We start from the raw sequence: 19,075 nt of genomic DNA on the forward strand, positions 1-19,075 counted from the left end.
GAATTTACATGTGACTGAAAAGACAACGACAAACACATAATGGTAGGCTAGGTGTCCAAATGAGCCATTATGAGGAGTAACTGTGCACGAACAGGACCTGGACAAACTGGTGGGACGCAAGGGCAAGGTCTTCAGGGCACGATGGGAACGTGCTTTTGATCGCATCATGACCCCCTTTGAGGAATTTATTCATCGCCAAACCACCAGTGGTGTGCTGCTGATGATCTGTGCGGTGGTCGCACTGATTATTGCCAACAGCAGCCTGGCCCCCTACTACGAAGCCCTGTTAAGCAAATACGCCGGCATCACCTTTGGAGATGGCGGCCTGAAAATGTCGGTGCTGCACTGGGTTAATGACGGCCTGATGGCGTTTTTCTTCTTTCACGTTGGCCTTGAGCTGAAACGCGAGTTTATGGTCGGCGAACTCTCCGATTTCAAGCACGCCTCTCTTCCCATCCTTGCTGCCATCGGAGGTATGGTAGTTCCGGCTCTTATCTACTTTGCCATCAACCCCAATGGCGATGCACAGCATGGCTGGGGAATCCCTATGGCTACCGATATTGCCTTTGCCGTGGGCACATGCGCCCTGCTCGGCAAACGGGTACCACACAGCCTGATCGCTTTTCTGGTGGCACTGGCCATCGTCGATGACCTGGGCGCCATTGCCATTATTGCCCTGTTCTACACCAATGAAATCCACCAGCTTTCCCTACTGTGGGCCACTGGTCTGACTCTGTTTTTGTGGATATTGAATTGGTGGGGTGTCCGCAACCCCATTCCTTATCTGTTGGTTGGTGCAGGAATCTGGGTGCAATTACACCACGCCGGTATTCACGCCACGCTGGCCGGCGTAATCACCGCTTTCGCAGTGCCCGCAAAACCCAAGTACAACCCGGAAGCCTTCAGTGCCCAGGTCAAGAATCTGGTTCGACGCTTCGACGGCAGTTACCGCCCAGGTGAGAATGTGCTTCGCAATGAGCGAATGCGCGCCTATGTGAGAGCACTGGGAGATGGAAGTCGACTGGCGGAGGCACCGCTGCAACGTATTGAATCGGGACTGCACCTGCCGGTTACCTATATTGTGATTCCTATCTTTGCCCTGGCCAATGCCGGTATTTCGTTTGAAGTGTTTACAGCTGGCGATGGCGTTTTCAACAACATCACCATTGGTGTGGCCTTAGGCCTGGTAGTCGGCAAATTGATCGGTATTTCCGGTGCGACCTGGCTGGGCTGGAAACTCGGACTGGGCAAACTCCCCCACGGCTGCAACTTTATTCACATTATCGGGGTGGGCTTTCTGGGCGGAATCGGCTTTACCATGTCCATTTTCATCTCAGAGCTGGCCTTTTCGGGAAGCCCGAATCTGGTGCTGGCTAAAGGGGGAGTCTTGATAGCCTCTTTGATTGCCGGTATTTCCGGTTACATCTGTTTGCGCAAAGCCGCCGCCAAATCCAAGGAGGCCAAAGCCAAGCCTGAGGAGAATGTCGCGGAGTAGCTACAAAATCAGTTAAAAGCACCAAATGTAAACATTAGTAAAGTTGCGTTAACATAGGTAACATATTGTTTTTAAATGACTTTTTTCAAGTTGAGAAAATTGCGCTCAATCCAATGTAACGATAAAGTTAATCCCGCATCAGTTACCAAATTACGTGGCTAGCGTAAAACTGACGCAAGTAGGAGGGAAAGTGCAGCTGCCAGCCATTGTGCAGCTGCTATTGCAGAAGCTGATGCCCCCAACACATCTCTTTTGCAAACATCTTGAAACCTCGCCTTCGGGCGAGGTTTTTTTTGATCGAAAACCTTACAAAACCACTGCACCTATAGATACTGGTCGAGAACACGGTTTATTTCACTTTCGACTGTGCCGGTAAAAGCACCCATCAACATCCCCAATTTGACATCAACAACCACCTCAGATGGATTCAAATCGACTTGGGCGTTTACTCCTGACTGCTGGTAGACAAATCTATTGCCCTGCCATTGGCACTGTCCCCCAAGGCGGGAAACCAGCTTTTCGGCAAGTTTTTCACCCAAAGATCGCAGTTCTTGCTCATTGAGTGAATGTGGGCGGGTAATTTGAATTCTGGACACTGTGACTCCTGGGTAGCTGTTGGTTCTCAAATAAACGCATGTTGCCCAAGGCCGTCAGAGTTAGCAATAGCCGGCGTATTTTGTGTACCAGGTGGCAAACGTGACCACAACTGGACCTTAAATTCGCAACTGCTTTCTTTTTCCACTTTCTCTACTTAATTTATCTGTTATAACGATAAGTACTGTTAGCGATAGGTTAATGGGCGCATCCCTTCTACCAATCGCCTACACTTAGGGTGAGGTAAATTCCAATGCAGTACAAAAAGAAGTGTATTTGTAGCATTAACAATCCCTTGAGCCGGTGGCTACTGGCGGTGGGGGTCTATCTTATCGCCAGCTTTGCACCTTACGCTTCAGCTGATGACTTCTTTCTGCCAAATACTCTCCCCTACTCCAGCAACACCTCCCAACTCGAACACATCCGCGGACTTAGCAACGAAGAGCTTTTATTACAGGCCGACATGTTGCGCTCGACCGAAATGAGCGCTGAACATCGAGCCCTCAACCACCAGTGGCTCTCGGATCAATGTGGTGAAAGTGACCCTGTTCTTGGTGGAAAAGTGTTCTCCTTTATCGCCAAGAAAGCCCTCCGTGAATACTGGCGTAATGAACGCCATAAAATGGGCAGTAATCGCTTGCTTCCCGATGAGAATGGCGAGTTAAAAACCGAATTCAATGACATCGACTACGATGTACGAATCTCCAGTGACAGCTTGACCTTTGGGTTTCAATTCGAATTTAACTAGGGTCTATCAGCAGGCCCTTAAACTTGCCCGCAGCAAATAAGTTTCCTTCGAACCACTTCCTTATCCCAAATCGGCTAGAATGGCGCTTTTTGGAACGCCGGAGCCGCTGCTTTGAACCAAACCACTGAAAACCAGATAGATTTTTCCGCTCTACCAGCAGCAGGGCTGGGCCGTCGAATCGCTTCCATTGTGTACGATCTGCTACTACTGGCTGCAATCTCGCTGGGATATGCCCTTGTGATTTTTGTAATTCGTATGGTTACCGAAGGAGCACCAGAACAGGGTCAGATGATGGCGTCCCCTAACCCTTCAGTACAGTTCGTGATCATGGTTGGCTGGTGGTTCACATTAGCAAGCTACTTTAACTGGTGCTGGAAAAAACGCGGCCAGACTCTGGCAATGAAAACCTGGCGCCTCCGCCTTCAGCAGTCGGATGGCTCGCTGGCTACCGCCAAACAACGTTGGAACCGCTGCCTGATTGCCCCGGTATCCATTGTTTCTGTTGTGGGTTTGTTGTGGTGTCTGTTCGACAAAGAGGGACTCAGTCTTCATGACCGCATCAATGGCACCCGAGTGGTGCTGCTTCCAAAGAAAATAAACTAGCACTGATTGGCAGGCGTTGGGGTTAGTTGCTGTGTCCGTGACTCAGCAACTAACCCAATGCCAGGCACCAAACCTTGCTACCTGGCATACCCTGATCAATTACTTCTTGGCTTTAACTTCCCGCTCAAAGAAATCAAACAACATCTTCCAAAGATGCGCCCTGGTCTGCTCACCACGAATGCCATGCTTTTTGCCCGGGTAAGTCATCAGTTCAAAATTCACCTGTTTGCTCTGAAGCTGACTCATTAACTTGATGCTGTTATCAAAGAACACATTGTCGTCTGCCATTCCGTGAACCAACAGCAACTTGCCGGGATCTTCACTGGCCAGATAGTTATCGATATAGGGGAATACAGCAGCCTTGTCATAATCTGAAGGCTGCTTGGGAATCCCCATATAGCGCTCAGTGTAGTGAGTGTCGTACAACAACCAGTCCGTTACCGGGGCAACAGAGGCACCGGCAGCAAAAGTATCTGGCGCCTTAAACAGGCTCATCAGGGTCATATATCCACCGTAAGACCACCCCCACACGCCTATACGTTGCTGATCCACAAAGGGGAGTGACCTAAGGTAATCCACACCGGCCAACTGGTCAGCCACTTCAGCTTCTCCCAGCTTGCCCTTGATTACCGCCTCGAACTCGATACCACGATGGAATGTGCCACGGTTATCGATTGTGAATACCACATACCCCTGTTGCACCAGATACTGATTAAACCACTGGGTATTCCAGGCATTTTTAACCAACTGGCTATGTGGGCCACCATACAGATGCACTATTGCCGGATATTTTTTACCGGCTTTTATCTTTTTAGGCTTCATCACCTGATAGTGCAGGGTTTTGCCATCGTCAGCTTTTAGCTGGCCAAACTCCAGGGCGACATGAGCATCCAGATATGGGAAATAGGGATGACTCTCATCAAGCGGGTTCTCCACCATCCAGGTGATCAGTGAGCCATCCTCAGCACGCAACGCAACTTTGGGCGGGGTATCCTGCGCGGAAAACTGATCGACAAACAGTGCCTCAGTGCATTCATGACCCTCTTTGACACAGCCGTAACTGATTGAGTGCCATCCCGCTTCTTTGGTTAAACGGCGCATTTTTTCGGGTGCACCATGGAGAGGCGCTGTATACAGGTGTTGCTCCAACACACCGTCTGCATTGGCGGTAAAGTAAACCGCGCCTTCGGCCTCATCGAAGCCCACCAATTGCTCAACCGCCCATTCACCGGCGGTGATCGGTGCAACCACATTGCCTTTAAAGTCCATCAGATACAGATGTTTATAGCCACTGCGCTCGGAGGCCCAGATAAACATATCTTCACGAGCAAGAAAGCGCAGGTCATCGTTCAGGTTAACCCAGGCAGGAGATTGCTCTGTGAGTACAGTGTGAGACCGCCCGTTAGCAGCGTTGGCAAAGAACAGTGACAGTTCTGTTTGCGCGCGGTTTTGGCGCTGATAGGCGACAGTTCGACTATCCGGCAGCCAGTTAACACGAGCGATATAAATATCCTTCTCGCTGCCAAGATCCATCCACACCGGTTTTTTATCGGCATCCGTTACTGACACAACTCCCAGTTGAATCTGCACATTGTCAGTACCGGCAAAAGGGTAGCGCTGTGGAATTACCGTCACGGCTCCGTCGGCTTTTACCTCATAGCGATCAACGAGTTTTACACCGGACTCATCAATACGGGTAAAGGCAATGCGCTTTTCGTTGGGCGCCCACCAATAGCCGGTCATGCGATCCATCTCTTCCTGGGCGACAAATTCTGCCATAGCATTAGAAATCGCCCCGCCGCCGTCGACAGTCAGAGCCTGCTCATTACCGCTCTGCAAATCAATGACATAAAGGTTCTGGTCGCGAACGAAGGAAACGTAATTACCCTTTGGTGAAAAACGGATATCAGTTTCAAAGGCCTCGGTATTCGTTAAACGACGCACTTTACCCGACAGCGGTAAATAGTAGAGGTCGCCACCCAGTGGAAACAGCAGTGCTTTGCTATCTGGCGACCAGTAATACTCGACAATGCCCTGGCCGGTAATTCGCATCCGCTCACGACGGGCTTTTTCAACCTCGGATAACTCCTGCTCATCCACAACCAGCTGCTTAGAGTCCACCAGCAGAAAGTGTCGATTTTCCGCAATATCGTAGGCCCACAGATCCTGTTGACGGTGGTTATCTGCTTTGCCTTTCAAGTAAGTAGCCCGGCGTCCATCCGGGGATAGCTTCAAGCCGGAGATTGAGGCACCAGACAGTGATGGGCTGGCAACAATACGCTCAATTGTTAACTCCTTCGCCTGTGCGGCTATAGACAGCATCAACATGCAGCCGAAGGTGATTAATCGCTTCACAACTCTCTCCTTATTGATTTAGAGCTTTATTTAAGGCCGGGTAGCATCGCTGATGCTGCCGATGACTGCAACTGTGGCAAACAGATGCCATCAAAGCGGCGACTGTTTACCGCTACCCAGCGGGGCTGACATGTCAAAAGATAAACGGAAAATCATGTGCCACAGCTTTTGAAAGAAAAACCGTCATAAAGTCGTCAAGCGGAATAGCCATGGCGCTAGATTCAAAACCTGAAAACCCATACACCCCTTAATTGGCAAGGTGCTTCACAGCAGTGGCACAGGAATTGCTTGAACCTGGTCACAATTCACACATAAAGCTACTGCTATGAATAAGAATGCCGAGGTAACCAGGATTACGTCCAGCCGACACCGTGGCAACCTGAAGATCGCCAAACTCTCGGCGCCGAAACCGCCAGCCCTGACCGAGCGCGATTTATTGGGAGTGCATCAGCTGTGGCAGCGTAGTCTTGATCCCCATGAGTTGCTGAGTCGCTTGCAGGAAGAGGTGGCCAGATTTGTACCATTTGATAGCTTTTCCTATCAAAACAGCGAAGCCAACCTGAGCGTAATCTGTGGGAATGACCAGACCCACAGATGCTCCTATCAGTTGAATTTGGAGAAACAACCTCTGGGAGAACTAGCCATCACTCGCAGCAAGCGTTTTTCTGAAGATGAGATGTACACTCTGGAACGCCTGGTTGGCACCTGGATATACAGTTTTCGTAACAGCATTAATTATCAGAGTGCAATCCGCCACGCATACACTGACACCTTAACCGGACTACTCAACCGAAATGCCCTGGAAAACCTCTTTCCAAAAGAGATTCAAAGTGCCACTCGCGACCGGAATGAGCTCTCCGTGCTGCTGATAGATGTCGACAGCTTCAAACAAATCAATGATCGCTTTGGTCACGCCATTGGTGATCAGGTACTTCGTCATGTGGCCAATGTGATTGTGACTACCATTCGTCGTTCAGATATGGTGTTTCGCCAGGGCGGTGAAGAGTTTGCAATCCTTCTTCCCGGCACGGATCTGGAAGGTGCCGAGTGTGTCGGCGACAAAATTCGCCGCGCAACAGAATCCACCATTTTTGATCTTCAGGGTCTTCACATACCTATCACCATTAGTGTCGGCGCGACTGGCATGCAATCCGGGGATACTACGGCTGACCTGATTGATAAGGCAGACCGGGCGATGTACAGCGCCAAAGCCGCAGGCCGCAATTGCCTGAGAACGGCCTGAGGACGTATCTCTAATATTGAAACAACCTGAGCTCCATCAACAAAAAAGCCGGCATTGACGCCGGCTTTTTAGGTTAGTGCACAAATGGACATTAATTAACGTCCTGAACACCATTGCGATTTGCCCGTTTAGCTGCGTACATGCCGCTGTCGGCACGGACAAAGGCCGTCTCAGGTGTGTCGTCGTCGCGCACCTGGGTAACACCACAACAAATCGTTACTTTCACGGGTGAGCCACCGTTGTGAAATCCACACTGCTCTACAGCCTGACGTAATTTTTCCGCAGCGATTTTAGCCCCATCCAAATCGCTGTCTACCAGCAAAACGACAAATTCATCTCCGCCATAGCGAGCGATACAATCCGTTTTTCTGAGGTTGACCCTCATCAACTCGACAACCTTTTGCAAAACAAGGTCCCCGGCCTTATGACCATAGGTGTCATTGACGATCTTAAAGTTATCGACGTCCACCACCATCATTGATAGTGGCCGCCCGATACGGCGACTGCGGGCGAACTCTTCCACTACCCTCTCTTCATAGCCAAAACGATTCAGCGCACCAGTCAGGGAATCCCTTGAAGCGGCCAATTGGCGATCCTGCACTTTGGCCCGCAACTCCTGGCTTTCTACTTCTATCTCACGCATCTTGCGTGTCAGATCTTTAATTTGGCGCTCTTGCTGTTCACAACGTTGTCGCTCGGCAACCAGGTAGCCCTGCAGCAATTGATTGATACTGGTAGCCTTTTGAGCCAGTTGCCCCCTGATATTCTCTTTTGAATCAGTTTGCTCAAAAATCTGCTGGATACTATCAACATGCTCCGATATTTCGTTGTTCAGACATTCAACTCTTTCCAGCTGATTGGGATCCAGCGTATTTACCAGCCCCTGTTCAACATGCTGCAACTGCTCTCGCAAAGCACCTAAAAAGCTCTCGGTCTCTTTGCGCTCATCGTTGAGGTCAGTCGCAATGTTGGCCAGCATATCCAACACCTGCTCCAGAACCCGTTGCATATCACGTGGTTCTTTCACATTGGGCAGCAACGCCTTGATGATGACAAGTTGTTTGGAGGACTCGCCAAGTACCTCTATCTTGTCCAGAAGTCGATCCAGAAGGGGGCGCAGGGAGTCAAAAATTTCTTCGGCACTTAATTCATCGTGACTAAGCCAACTTAAACGCCGCAACCAACTTTTTTCACGGCTTTTTTCCGCTTTGTTGTTTGGAGGGTCATTGGGTATTGCGGGCTTTAGTGGGCTATCCACAAACTGGTTAATCTCTTTGAGCAAAGCCACACCTTGCTTAAGCACCGATACAACTTCTTCGATACTTGTTGCCCTACCAGCCTCTTCAGTCAATTTTTGTGCGCGGTTATAGCTCTCGACAGGTACCTGCAGCTCTTCAAGAAGATCCTGAAGTGCTTCAGCAATCGGCTGAAAACGTTTGTGATCAGTTTTGGTGTCATTAAGCAGCAAATACTGAAAAAGATAATCAGCAACTCGGGAAAGCGCCTGATTATTTGCCCCTTCCTGCAGGGCGAGATAAAGCTGCTCGAGTATTTTATCGAGAATCGGATCTTTTCCCTGAGCAACTTTGCTCAGTTCACTCCCTATGCGTTGCAGCAAACGCTCCCTATGTACCGAATCCTGTCCACTCTTTGCAGAACCGCAGTCACTTTGGTCACCGGTTACAACACTGATAGATTCGCTCATTGAATTCCCTATGAGTTTATTATGTGTCTTACTCAAATTATTTTTACTTTATCTGTCTATTGAGTGAACGAATCACTCCCTCATGCCTCAAGCGATTTTCTTATTATTTTTATGACTGGCTATTATTATCTGATTAATTCTACCCCCGTAACCCGAAAAAAGGTAATACGCAGCCATTTCCCTCAACATTATTCAGCCTTTCTCCTGATAACCATCCGGTACCTTGCCCTTCAGGAAATAAACAAACGACAAAACCTCTGCCACAGCTATATATAACTGCCGGGGGATTTCTTCACCGACTGGTACTGCGCTGAGAGCAGCAGACAGCAATTGATCCTGCTGCACTGGAACATCGTGTTCACGGGCCAGTGTCTCAATACGATCAGCCCACTGCCCCTCCCCTTTGGCAACTACCCTCGGAGTATTTACTCCATCGTAATTTAATGCCGCTGCCAACTTAGGTGATTTTTTGTGAAGCTCTCTATTCACACCCTGCAATCCAATACATTTCGTTCATAAGCCTGAGCTGGATGCGGCTGACTTTTTCCCTGCCGACAGCTCAAAGCTCCCACTTCCAAACCTGCGTTGATTAACGAGGTTTCCAAAACTGATATTGCCTGCTGAGCAAGTTGCGCCGTGGATTCACGCTCTGCCCATAAAGCCGCTGATACTTTTTCACCCCGGATCAGCACCTTGGCCTGGACTGAACCAAGCTCCGGCAAATTGACTTCCAGCTCAACACGCCAACCCAATTGGGCTGGATCCTGATCTTCGCGATGTCCATCTCGTTCAATTACCAATTCGACAGGGCGAAACTCTTCACCATGCCAGACAGGTAATTCCACAACCCAGCGTTGTCCAGCCTGTTCAGACGAAGGCAGGCTTTGGGTCTGATTCAAAACCAACCTTGAAATGCCACCCTCTACTGCTCGCCGCAACTCCGACAGCAGATCTTCCGCCGACATGGTATCCAGCAACAATCTGGAAGCCTCATTCGAATTCGGCATACGACGCTGTTGAACAGCTTCCGGCTGCCGTAATACTTCCTGCCCTTCTAAAGTAGCTTTTTCAGCTTTCGCACCAGTATTGCCAGCAACTGACACCTGTTTCGAAGGCTCTCCTGACGGTCGGTTTGAAGCTTGCAAGCCCGCTGTTCCCTGATTATCCGGTGGAGAAACCGGTACTCTTTTTGCGTCAGGCGAAACGGGCAACCTGTTGGCTGCCTTGGCATCTTCCGGACTCACATTCGTGGCAGGCTTACCCTCTGGACCAGGTTTACCGGAAGGTTGCTGCGCCAATTGTCTCGACAACTGAATTAACGCCTGCTTCAGGTCAAAATACTCATTTCCCGGTCGACCAATCAATTGCCGTGACTCCCTGAAGAGTCCGGACTCAGCCACCAATTTGTAGAGCTCGGTATGACTTGCCAGCTGCTCTGCTCTCGGCAGACGACTCAACAAGGTTTCAATCAAGCCTCGTGTTTGAACAGGCAATCGCTCTACTGCCTGATCCGAACGCAATATATTCACCAGATTAGTCATCACCCTGTCAGTCGATAACTGCCTGGGTAGCAATTGCCGAATAGCATGGTTCACTACCTCCGCTGCATTGGCGGTAGCTGTTGGTGCAGGAACGACCTGTAAAGATAAATTGGGGCCCGCTCCCATCACTTTAAGTGTCACACGGTCACCCGGCTGGATAGGGACCTGGGTACGAGCCTCCAGCTCCATGCCACCAATTCTCAGCTGTAAGCGATCAGCAGCGGGGCGCGACAGAGCCACAGCCTGCAGTAGCTGCCCAACTTTCCAGGAGTGAACCTGACTGCTCAACTGACTTTGAGACGCCAGGCCCGTTAGTGAAATTTCGCCCAACATAGCGCAGTGACCACCTTGACTTCATGGTAGTATCGGCAAAAATCAGTAAAACTTTAGGCCCTTTTAAAAATTACGAGCTAAATGACCGGTATTGAGGGGAAGCCATGAGCATCTTTGACGACGACAACACCACTCCAGACAAATCATCAGAAAAGAGTCCATATGCCACCGATAGTCGCGACGAAATTCTGCGCGATGAGCTGTTCGGCGCACCGCTGTCTCCCAATGATCTCATGGAGCCGGAACTGGATGATTTTGAGCCCCTGGACGATCACAGAAATCGCAACCTCAGCCACTCCCTGAGCGGCGTTCAGGATGATGGGCCGGCCAGAACCCCGGCTCCAAAACCGGCACGTGATCCAGAAGTTGATGAAAGCCCCTTTATGAACGTGAACCCGGCTCCGAATAAGGTTGCAACCGAGTCCAGAGCCCCCAAACAACAACCAGTCCAGCCACAAGCCCCCTTTCATATTGACGAGCGCCTGGAACAACCTGCTGAACCCAAGCCTGCTCGAAAGCCGGCCCCTCAAGCGGAAAAGGCAACTGCAGAGCCCCGGCCTTCGCGAAAGGTTGCACCGCCTCCGCTAAAAACAAATCTGACCATGGCCACCATGCTCAACTGGGCACTGTTGGCGCTACTGTTGATTTTGGCGGTTTCACAAATGATTCAGATGTCTGAACTGGATAAGCAACAGACTGCTCTGAATGATTCATTGGACAAGCTGACTCAATCGAGTGCCTTGCAGGACAGGACCACAGAACAGAATGAGCAATTTACCGCTTTGCAAAATGAGCTGAACCAACTGAAAGGTCAGGTTTCCGCGCTGCAAAACACCCCGGCAGCAACCGAGCTACCCACAGACGCCCAGGAGCTGATCAAATCTCTGGCAGCGCGAATGGACGGTGTGGAAAACAACTTGCAGTTACTCGAGCTCCAACAGGTTAAAGCCACAAAACCTGCAGTGTCGAAAGAGCCGAAAGCAACTGCTACCAATTCTGCTGGCTGGTTTATCAATATCGCTGTGCTATCCGATTTGGCTAACGCCAATAACCTGCGCGATAAAGTTCGCAATCTTGGCGCCGACGCCAAAGTGGATGCCATTCAATCGAAAGGGCGTACCCTGCACCGTGTTAGGGCCTATGGCTACGCGAGCCAAAGCGCTGCCGAAAGAGACGCCCAGCGACTGCAAACGGCGTTGAATTTGGAAGGGTTGTGGGTAACCAAGTAAAAAGTGAAGTAACCGGAAGAATGAAATCAGCTTGGGTGCTGGGCATGGATAGGATACGGCTTGCTGTGACACGCGTACTCCCTATAGGTAAAGAGTCATCCCTGGGGACTCGTGGCCAGCATCCCTGCTGGCCACGGTCACATCAAGCCGTATCCTACCCATGCCCTTCGAATTCCTGACTCAATTTCATATACAAAGGGTCAATGGCTAACCCACTCACTGCAGGTCATACTGCTCCACTACATCCTCAAGAACTTTCAGCTCCACACCAGCTTTGGCAAACATTTCGCGTGTCTCCTGAGCCGCGTGGTAGCGGTTTTTGGCCACAACAGTTTGGATGCCGCAGCTGATAATCAGCATCGCACAGACTCTACAAGGCTCCATTTTGCAATAAAGCGTACTGCCTTCCAGTGGAATTCCATGCTTGGCAGCCTGACAGATAGCATTTTGCTCAGCGTGAATGGTGCGCATGCAGTGTTGGCGGGTAGTGCCGTCGTCATCAATCACCTGCTTCATCAGGTGACCCACATCATCGCAGTGATCCAGTCCAGAGGGTGACCCGACGTAGCCAGTGGCGATAATGCGACGGTCCCTTACGATAATGCAGCCTGAACGGCCTCGATCACAGGTGGCCCTTGTCGCCACTGTGTCCATCATATCGATAAAATATTTATCCCAATCCGGTCTCATTACTGCTATCCGCCTTTAATTTGCCTGGTCATTCCGGGTGCAGCGAAGAATCTCGCTGCAATCAGGATGAGCTACTCAATTTCAATTTCCGGCACCGCCGAATCGCCAGCCTGTAAACTATCAATCACTTTTCGTGCTATCTCACGATAAGTCAGGCTGATGGCATTATCCGGATCAGCAATGACGGTAGGATTGCCACCGTCCACCTGTTCGCGAATCGTGCGATCCAATGGCAGTGCGCCCAACAGTTCTGTCTGGTAGTCACGGGCAATGCGTTCACCGCCGCCCTCGCCAAAGATATGCTCACTGTGACCGCAGTTACTGCAGGTATGCATGGCCATATTTTCTACCACACCCAGCACCGGAATATTGACCTTACGGAACATTTCGATGCCTTTCTGGGCATCCAACAGGGCAATATCCTGAGGGGTTGTAACGATCACAGCCCCGGAAACCGGAACCTTCTGGGCAAGGGTCAACTGAATATCACCCGTGCCTGGCGGCATATCCACGACCAGACAGTCCAGCTCACCCCAGTGGGTTTGCGTGAGCATCTGCTGCAGGGCACCGGTCGCCATTGGTCCACGCCATACGGCTGGAGCCTTTTCTGCCAGCAAGTAGCCAAGGGACATGGTTTTCAAGCCGTGTGCTTCGACTGGTGCAAATGCATTACCGCCGATAACTTCAGGGCGAGTGCCTTCTTTAACACCCAGCATCAGGGGTTGGCTTGGTCCGTAAATATCTGCATCGAGGATACCGGTTTTAAACCCTTCCTGTTGCAGGGCCAACGCCAGGTTTACTGCAGTAGTGGATTTGCCAACGCCCCCTTTACCAGAAGCTACGGCCAGAATATATCGAACTTGAGATAGCCCGTTGGCATTATCAGTCATGCGACTTCTCTCTTTTACCAAAATAGAAAAACCCGCTAAAGCGGGTAGACTGGATCTTACACTGATTGAAACCTGGATGTCAGTGGTTGATTGATTCCATCAATATGGACTCAAACAGCTCAAAAGGTACAGCCGGAGAAAATAAATTCCCCTGTAAAACCGGGCATCCCATATCCTGCAGAATCTGCCACTGCCTCTGGTTTTCGACACCTTCGGCAACAATAGTCAGGCCGAGGTTCTTGCCAATCCCGATTACTGTCCAGCAAATCTCTGAATCAAAATTGTCATTTGGGATACCACTCACAAACGTTTTATCAATTTTTACTTCACTGATCGGAAGAAACTTGAGATAACTCAGGGAAGAGTAACCGGTACCAAAATCATCAATCGAGAATCGAACCCCCAGGCTGCACAGGCTCTTCAGCACAGGCATGGCCAGATCCAGTTCGTCAACAATGGCGCCTTCGGTGATCTCAAGAATCAGCTGGGAAGAGGACAGCCCCGTTCTGTTAAGAACGTCAGTGACAGAAGTTATAAAGTTGTGACTGTATAGCTGGGATGAGGAAACATTCACGGAAAGGTTAATTGAAAGGCTGTTTTTTCGACACAGATCCGCCACCTGCTGACAAGCCTTCTCTAAAACCCATAATCCGAGATCAATAATCAGGTGGCTATCTTCCGCACAGTAAATAAAATCCCCGGCAGTCAATAAACCATGATTCGGGTGTTGCCAACGAACCAGCGCTTCTACGCCCACAATATCCCGGGAATTTGCATCGACCTGCGGCTGATAGTAAACCGTCAATTGACTATCCATAAAGGCGTGGTGCAGCTCAGCCTCCAGACTTAGTCGCTCTTGAAGCTGTTGACTCATGGATGGCTCAAATAAACACACCTGATTACGCCCGCCCTGCTTGGCCTTATAGAGCGCTATATCAGCATTCTTCATCAACAGCGATGTCTCCATCCCGTGGATTGGCGCTATCGCTACCCCTACACTCACCCCCAGTTGAACCACTTTGTTCTGGCACTCAATTGGCACCGAAGCCAGTGAGATCAGCTCTCTTGCCAAAACGGCTGCTTCGGATGCGGTATCTGGGCCGCTGATAACAACGGTAAACTCATCACCTCCAATTCTTGCCAATACTCCTCGGCCGGCAACACACGAATTGAAACGGGTACTGATTTTTTTCAAAATCCGGTCACCCACCTCGTGCCCAAAAGTGTCATTCACTTTTTTGAACATATCCAAATCAAGAAACAACAACGCAACCCCTTCTTGGGATTGCATTTGCTCATGAAGGTGCTGCTTAAACGCCCTACGATTGAGTAACCCCGTCAAAGGATCAAAATGTGACAGTTGCGTCACCACATGATGTAACTGACGCTGTTCAATGGCGATAGCCAAGGTTTTGCCAACCGACTCCATGAATTTAAGCTGCTTTTGATCAGGAGGTTTCATCTGGTCGAAATAGCAGGCAAAGGTACCCAGGACAGATCCCGTAGAGCTGAAAATTGGCGTTGACCAACAGGCCTTGAGCCCGAAAGAAAGGGCGAACTCCTTGTAGTTGGCCCACAGCGGGTCGCTTTCTATATCCTCAACGATGACCAGCTCGCCTCGAAAGGCCGCTGTTCCACAGCTACCCGCAGAGTCGCCAATTGACTCACCATTGATAGCATCAATATATTGTTTGGGCAGGCTGGGAGCAGAGGCATGGTGCAAAGTGCCATGGGCAGGATCCAGGATCAGGATTGAACAGCGCATATCCCAAACCGATTCAGCGGCATCAATGACCGCCTTAAAGATATCCTGCAGGGCAGGACATTGAATTAATTCTGCCTGCAAACTACCTGGTTCGATACCCTGGCGGTTAGTATCAGCTAATCCCTGATCAAAATTCATATTTACATCCTGTCTGGTATCTCCATCGAACTGAGAGCTACTCTTCACTTCCTTCCTAGATTAAGACAACTTTATGACGATAATTGGTATCTCGCCAACACACGGCCTAACCCGGTGATGAATCTGACCTCGAAAAGCGCTATAGTTGCGCCCCTTATTGCGGTGTCCAAGGCTCATTAAGCCGCTAATTGACACCATCTCCAGGTAAATTCAACGTCGGAACATCCATTAATGTCAGAACGTCGCAAGATCCTCGTAACCAGTGCCCTTCCCTACGCCAACGGCTCCATTCACCTCGGCCATATGATGGAAGCAATCCAGACCGACATCTGGACCCGTTTCCAGCGCCTGCGCGGTCACGAGTGCTACTACGTTTGCGCCGACGATGCCCACGGCACGTCCATCATGCTGAAAGCCGAACAACTCGGCATCAGCTCGGAAGAGCACATCGCCAATATCAAGCAGGAGCACCTGAAAGATTTTGCCGACTTCCAAATCGCTTTTGACAACTACCACTCCACCCACTCGGAGGAGAACCGCGAGCTGTCGAACCTGATTTACACCCGTCTGCGTGACAACGGCCACATTGCCCAACGTGACATCAAGCAGGCTTTTGATCCGGAAAAGAATCTGTTCCTGGCGGACCGCTACATCAAGGGCACTTGTCCGAAGTGCAAAACCCCGGATCAGTACGGCGACAACTGTGAAGCCTGTGGCGCTACCTACTCGCCCACCGACCTGATCAACCCGGTGTCTGCCATCTCTGGTGCCACTCCAATTGAAAAAGAGTCCACCCACTACTTCTTCAAACTGCCGGAGTTCAGCGACTTCCTGAAAGAGTGGACCCGCGCCGGCCACCTGCAAGGCGAAGTAGCCAATAAACTTGGTGAATGGCTCGATTCCGGTCTGCAAGAGTGGGACATCAGCCGCGATGCACCCTACTTCGGTTTCGAAATCCCCGATGCACCAGGCAAATACTTCTACGTCTGGCTGGACGCGCCAATCGGTTACATGGCCAGTTTTAAAGTGTTGTGTGAGCGCGAAGGTTTGAACTTTGACGAGTTCTGGAAGGCTGACTCCGATGCCGAGCTTTACCACTTTATCGGCAAAGACATCATCAACTTCCACGCCCTGTTCTGGCCGTCAATGCTGTCCAGCGCCCAGTTCCGCACCCCGACCAAGGTGTGTGCCCATGGCTTTGTGACCGTCAATGGCAAGAAAATGTCCAAGTCCCGCGGCACCTTTATTAATGCCCGCACCTACCTCGACCACCTGCCGCCAGAGCCGCTGCGCTATTACTACGCTGCCAAGCTGACCAGCGGTGTCGACGACCTGGATCTCAACCTCGACGACTTTGTACTGCGAGTGAACTCAGACCTGGTCGGCAAAGTAGTCAATATCGCCAGCCGCTGCGCCGGCTTTGTGAAAAAACTCGGTGGCAAACTTGCCGATAACATCGTCGAGCCACAACTGTGGCAGAAATTCGTCGATGCCGAGCCAACCATTGCTGAACTCTACGAACAACGCGAGTTCGGCAAAGCCATGCGCGAAATCATGGCCCTGGCTGACGCCGCCAACGAATACATCGCCGCCAAAGAGCCGTGGAAACTGGCCAAAGAAGAAGGCAAAGAAACCGAAGTACTGGCCATTTGCTCGCTGGGCATCAACATGTTCCGCGCCCTGATGCTGTTCCTGAAACCGGTATTGCCGGCGATGGCCGAGCAGTCAGAAGAGTTCCTCAACGACTCTTTATCGTGGAGCAAAGGCTTGCAGCCACTGCTGGGCCACGAAATCAACAAATTCAAACCACTGATGCAACGCATCGAAAAAGAAAAGGTAGACGCCATCGTGGAAGCGGAAAAACAAGCTGCAGAAGCGGCTAACGCCGAAAATACCAAAGTAGCTGGCCCATTGGCCGACGAACCACTGGCAGCCGAAATCAGCTTTGACGACTTTATCAAAGTAGATTTACGCATCGCCAAAATCGTAAAAGCGGATCACGTTGAAGGCGCCGACAAGCTGCTGCAGCTGACCCTTGATATCGGCGAAGGCAAAACACGCAACGTCTTCTCAGGCATCAAATCCAGCTACCAGCCCGAAGACCTCGAAGGCCGCCTGACCGTAATGGTCGCCAACCTGGCACCAAGAAAAATGCGCTTTGGCCTCTCCGAAGGAATGGTCTTGGCATCTGGCGACAAGAAAGGCATTTACCTGCTCTCTCCGGACTCCGGTGCTGAACCGGGTCAGCGAGTGACCTGATCAAAGTTGATCAAAAAAACGGAGCCAATTGGCTCCGTTTTTTATTTGAAATTGTCACCATCCGCACACTGTCTGCTTTTGTTTTCTCTGCACCCAGAGTGACATAAGGCCAACCAAAGTAGCTCTTTCGGTAGCCTGACAGGTCACGACGATTTGTGGGTATATGAGGAGTGGCCTGTCAGGCTACGGAACGAGCGGAGTCGCTACTGGCAGTCGAATATATCCATAAGCCCAAGATCCTTCTCTTCGCTCAGGATGACAATTGCTATAGCCCCTGAATCGTACCAACGACTAACATCAGGTAATCAAACAGGCTTCCTTAAAAGCCGCCGCTGATGTCGCCACCCCTCAACCGTCAACACCACCAGTCCTGCCCAAATAAAACAAAAAGTCAGCAATTGCCCCGGATCAAACGCTTCGTTATACACCACAATCGCCAAAACAAAGGTCGTACTCGGCGTGATGTACTGGGTTAACCCCAAAATAGAAAGTGGCAACAAATTCGCAGCACTGGCATAACAAATCAAAGGCAAACTGGTCACCAACCCTGCCGCCACCAGCAACCAACTGATAGAAGCGCCGGTAAAATAAAACTGCATTTCACCGCTTGAATGTAACCACCACAAATAACCCGCCGCCAGAGGCAACATCAACAAGGTTTCAACACTCAAACCCAAAGTCGAATCGACACCCAAACGCTTTCTCACAAACCCGTAAATACTGAAACTGAAAGCAAGGGATAGCGTTACCCAAGGGAGATAGCCCAGGTGAATAACCTGATTCAGCACCCCCAAGGCGGCCAATCCTACGGCAATCCACTGTAAGCCTCGAAGGCGCTCCGCGAGAAACAGCGTCCCCAAAAACACACTGACCAGAGGGCCAATAAAATATCCCAGGCTGGTTTCCAGAATTCGATCATGTGATACCGCCCAGATGAACACCAGCCAGTTCAAACCAATCAACAATGCCGACAGAGACAACATTGCCAACGATTTGGGGGACAGCAGCAACCGGTAAAAGGCGGCTCCCCGGCCAGTAGCCCAAATCACACCACTCAGGAAAACAACCGACCAGATAACACGATGCGCCAGCACCTCAAGCGCCGTTACATCCGCCACCGCCTTAAAATAGATAGGAACAAGCCCCCACATGCCGAAGGCAGCAAATGCAAAATACAAACCCTGACGGCTCAGTGATCCACTAGAAACCATTGAAGGCATAACCATTCCTTACAACAAATAAAAAGAACACGGATTTTAGCCAAGATAGCCGAATTACGCCTGATATTTTCAGAAATGCATATAAACAGATACCGTTTATGCCTATTAATTCTAATAAAAATCGTCTCACACAGACTCCTTCCAGCATGGAGCCCTAACTGATAGCAGGCACTTACAACACAGCTACCTCACAAGTTATCCACAACTTGTACCCACAGCCGTGATTTGCAGAAAAACCTCTGCTGGATTAAGTTTGGCCGCTAATAA

15 protein-coding genes are annotated in these 19,075 nt (G+C 50.4%); 6 read left to right on the forward strand and 9 right to left on the reverse strand.

Annotated elements, in window-relative coordinates; genetic code table 11:
- The first annotated feature begins 82 nt into the window (after positions 1 to 82).
- On the forward strand, positions 83 to 1,495 hold the full coding sequence (gene nhaA, locus QP938_09665; protein WIO73559.1) for a Na+/H+ antiporter NhaA: 1,413 nt from the start codon (positions 83 to 85) through the stop codon (positions 1,493 to 1,495).
- A gap of 323 nt (positions 1,496 to 1,818) precedes the next feature.
- Here nhaA and QP938_09670 read toward each other — a convergent pair whose 3' ends face one another.
- On the reverse strand, positions 1,819 to 2,091 hold the full coding sequence (locus QP938_09670; GenBank protein ID WIO73560.1) for a polyhydroxyalkanoic acid system family protein: 273 nt from the start codon (positions 2,089 to 2,091) through the stop codon (positions 1,819 to 1,821).
- 251 nt (positions 2,092 to 2,342) lie between these two features.
- Here QP938_09670 and QP938_09675 point away from each other — a divergent pair, with 251 nt between their 5' ends.
- On the forward strand, positions 2,343 to 2,837 hold the full coding sequence (locus QP938_09675; GenBank protein ID WIO73561.1) for a hypothetical protein: 495 nt from the start codon (positions 2,343 to 2,345) through the stop codon (positions 2,835 to 2,837).
- A 111-nt stretch (positions 2,838 to 2,948) separates the two neighbouring features.
- Positions 2,949 to 3,440, forward strand: coding sequence for an RDD family protein (locus QP938_09680; protein ID WIO73562.1), 492 nt, complete (start codon positions 2,949 to 2,951; stop codon positions 3,438 to 3,440).
- A 99-nt stretch (positions 3,441 to 3,539) separates the two neighbouring features.
- Here the strand turns inward: QP938_09680 and QP938_09685 are convergent, their stop codons facing one another.
- A complete protein-coding gene (locus QP938_09685) occupies positions 3,540 to 5,795 on the reverse strand; it encodes a S9 family peptidase (protein ID WIO73563.1) in 2,256 nt (751 codons plus the stop codon).
- A gap of 325 nt (positions 5,796 to 6,120) precedes the next feature.
- On the opposite strand from QP938_09685, the gene QP938_09690 reads away from it, so the two are divergent.
- Entirely contained in the window at positions 6,121 to 7,038 is a 918-nt protein-coding gene (locus QP938_09690) for a GGDEF domain-containing protein (GenBank protein WIO73564.1), read from the forward strand.
- Positions 7,039 to 7,129: 91 nt separating this feature from the next.
- Here the strand turns inward: QP938_09690 and QP938_09695 are convergent, their stop codons facing one another.
- The 3 genes from QP938_09695 to QP938_09705 form a co-directional block, all read right to left on the reverse strand.
- Positions 7,130 to 8,743 carry a diguanylate cyclase gene (locus QP938_09695; protein WIO73565.1) on the reverse strand — a complete coding sequence of 538 codons (1,614 nt, stop codon included), beginning with the start codon at positions 8,741 to 8,743 and terminating at the stop codon, positions 7,130 to 7,132.
- A 192-nt stretch (positions 8,744 to 8,935) separates the two neighbouring features.
- Positions 8,936 to 9,232: an EscU/YscU/HrcU family type III secretion system export apparatus switch protein gene (locus QP938_09700; GenBank protein WIO73566.1), complete on the reverse strand. Its 297-nt coding sequence runs from the start codon at positions 9,230 to 9,232 to the stop codon at positions 8,936 to 8,938.
- Positions 9,229 to 10,617 (reverse strand): flagellar hook-length control protein FliK, encoded by a 1,389-nt coding sequence (locus QP938_09705; protein ID WIO73567.1) that lies wholly within the window; start codon positions 10,615 to 10,617, stop codon positions 9,229 to 9,231. Before QP938_09705 ends, QP938_09700 begins: the two co-directional genes overlap by 4 nt.
- Positions 10,618 to 10,721: 104 nt before the next feature.
- On the opposite strand from QP938_09705, the gene QP938_09710 reads away from it, so the two are divergent.
- Positions 10,722 to 11,846, forward strand: a complete 1,125-nt coding sequence (locus QP938_09710; GenBank protein WIO73568.1) for an SPOR domain-containing protein — start codon at positions 10,722 to 10,724, stop codon at positions 11,844 to 11,846.
- A gap of 216 nt (positions 11,847 to 12,062) precedes the next feature.
- On the opposite strand, the gene QP938_09715 is transcribed toward QP938_09710, so the two are convergent.
- From QP938_09715 to QP938_09725, 3 genes are all read right to left on the reverse strand, one after another.
- Positions 12,063 to 12,536 carry a cytidine/deoxycytidylate deaminase family protein gene (locus tag QP938_09715; GenBank protein WIO73569.1) on the reverse strand — a complete coding sequence of 158 codons (474 nt, stop codon included), beginning with the start codon at positions 12,534 to 12,536 and terminating at the stop codon, positions 12,063 to 12,065.
- Between the two features lie 71 nt (positions 12,537 to 12,607).
- Positions 12,608 to 13,426 carry an iron-sulfur cluster carrier protein ApbC gene (gene apbC / locus QP938_09720; GenBank protein ID WIO73570.1) on the reverse strand — a complete coding sequence of 273 codons (819 nt, stop codon included), beginning with the start codon at positions 13,424 to 13,426 and terminating at the stop codon, positions 12,608 to 12,610.
- A gap of 79 nt (positions 13,427 to 13,505) precedes the next feature.
- On the reverse strand, positions 13,506 to 15,329 hold the full coding sequence (locus tag QP938_09725) for an EAL domain-containing protein (protein WIO73571.1): 1,824 nt from the start codon (positions 15,327 to 15,329) through the stop codon (positions 13,506 to 13,508).
- Between the two features lie 231 nt (positions 15,330 to 15,560).
- On the opposite strand from QP938_09725, the gene metG reads away from it, so the two are divergent.
- Positions 15,561 to 17,588: a methionine--tRNA ligase gene (gene metG, locus QP938_09730; GenBank protein WIO73572.1), complete on the forward strand. Its 2,028-nt coding sequence runs from the start codon at positions 15,561 to 15,563 to the stop codon at positions 17,586 to 17,588.
- A gap of 305 nt (positions 17,589 to 17,893) precedes the next feature.
- Here metG and rarD read toward each other — a convergent pair whose 3' ends face one another.
- On the reverse strand, positions 17,894 to 18,808 hold the full coding sequence (gene rarD / locus QP938_09735) for an EamA family transporter RarD (protein WIO73573.1): 915 nt from the start codon (positions 18,806 to 18,808) through the stop codon (positions 17,894 to 17,896).
- Between the last annotated feature and the right edge of the window lie 267 nt (positions 18,809 to 19,075).

Source organism: Porticoccaceae bacterium LTM1, from assembly GCA_030252795.1.
In the GTDB taxonomy this organism is placed as follows: domain Bacteria; phylum Pseudomonadota; class Gammaproteobacteria; order Pseudomonadales; family Porticoccaceae; genus SCSIO-12696.

What these genes read in the sequence shown, in the direction of transcription:
- QP938_09675 (WIO73561.1), top strand. Translation starts at nt 2,343, where the DNA reads ATGCAGTACAAAAAGAAGTGTATTTGTAGCATTAACAATCCCTTGAGC.
- QP938_09690 (WIO73564.1), top strand. Translation starts at nt 6,121, where the DNA reads ATGAATAAGAATGCCGAGGTAACCAGGATTACGTCCAGCCGACACCGT.
- QP938_09695 (WIO73565.1), bottom strand. Translation starts at nt 8,743, where the DNA reads ATGAGCGAATCTATCAGTGTTGTAACCGGTGACCAAAGTGACTGCGGT.
- QP938_09705 (WIO73567.1), bottom strand. Translation starts at nt 10,617, where the DNA reads ATGTTGGGCGAAATTTCACTAACGGGCCTGGCGTCTCAAAGTCAGTTG.
- QP938_09710 (WIO73568.1), top strand. Translation starts at nt 10,722, where the DNA reads ATGAGCATCTTTGACGACGACAACACCACTCCAGACAAATCATCAGAA.
- QP938_09715 (WIO73569.1), bottom strand. Translation starts at nt 12,536, where the DNA reads ATGAGACCGGATTGGGATAAATATTTTATCGATATGATGGACACAGTG.
- apbC (WIO73570.1), bottom strand. Translation starts at nt 13,426, where the DNA reads ATGACTGATAATGCCAACGGGCTATCTCAAGTTCGATATATTCTGGCC.
- QP938_09725 (WIO73571.1), bottom strand. Translation starts at nt 15,329, where the DNA reads ATGAATTTTGATCAGGGATTAGCTGATACTAACCGCCAGGGTATCGAA.
- metG (WIO73572.1), top strand. Translation starts at nt 15,561, where the DNA reads ATGTCAGAACGTCGCAAGATCCTCGTAACCAGTGCCCTTCCCTACGCC.
- rarD (WIO73573.1), bottom strand. Translation starts at nt 18,808, where the DNA reads ATGCCTTCAATGGTTTCTAGTGGATCACTGAGCCGTCAGGGTTTGTAT.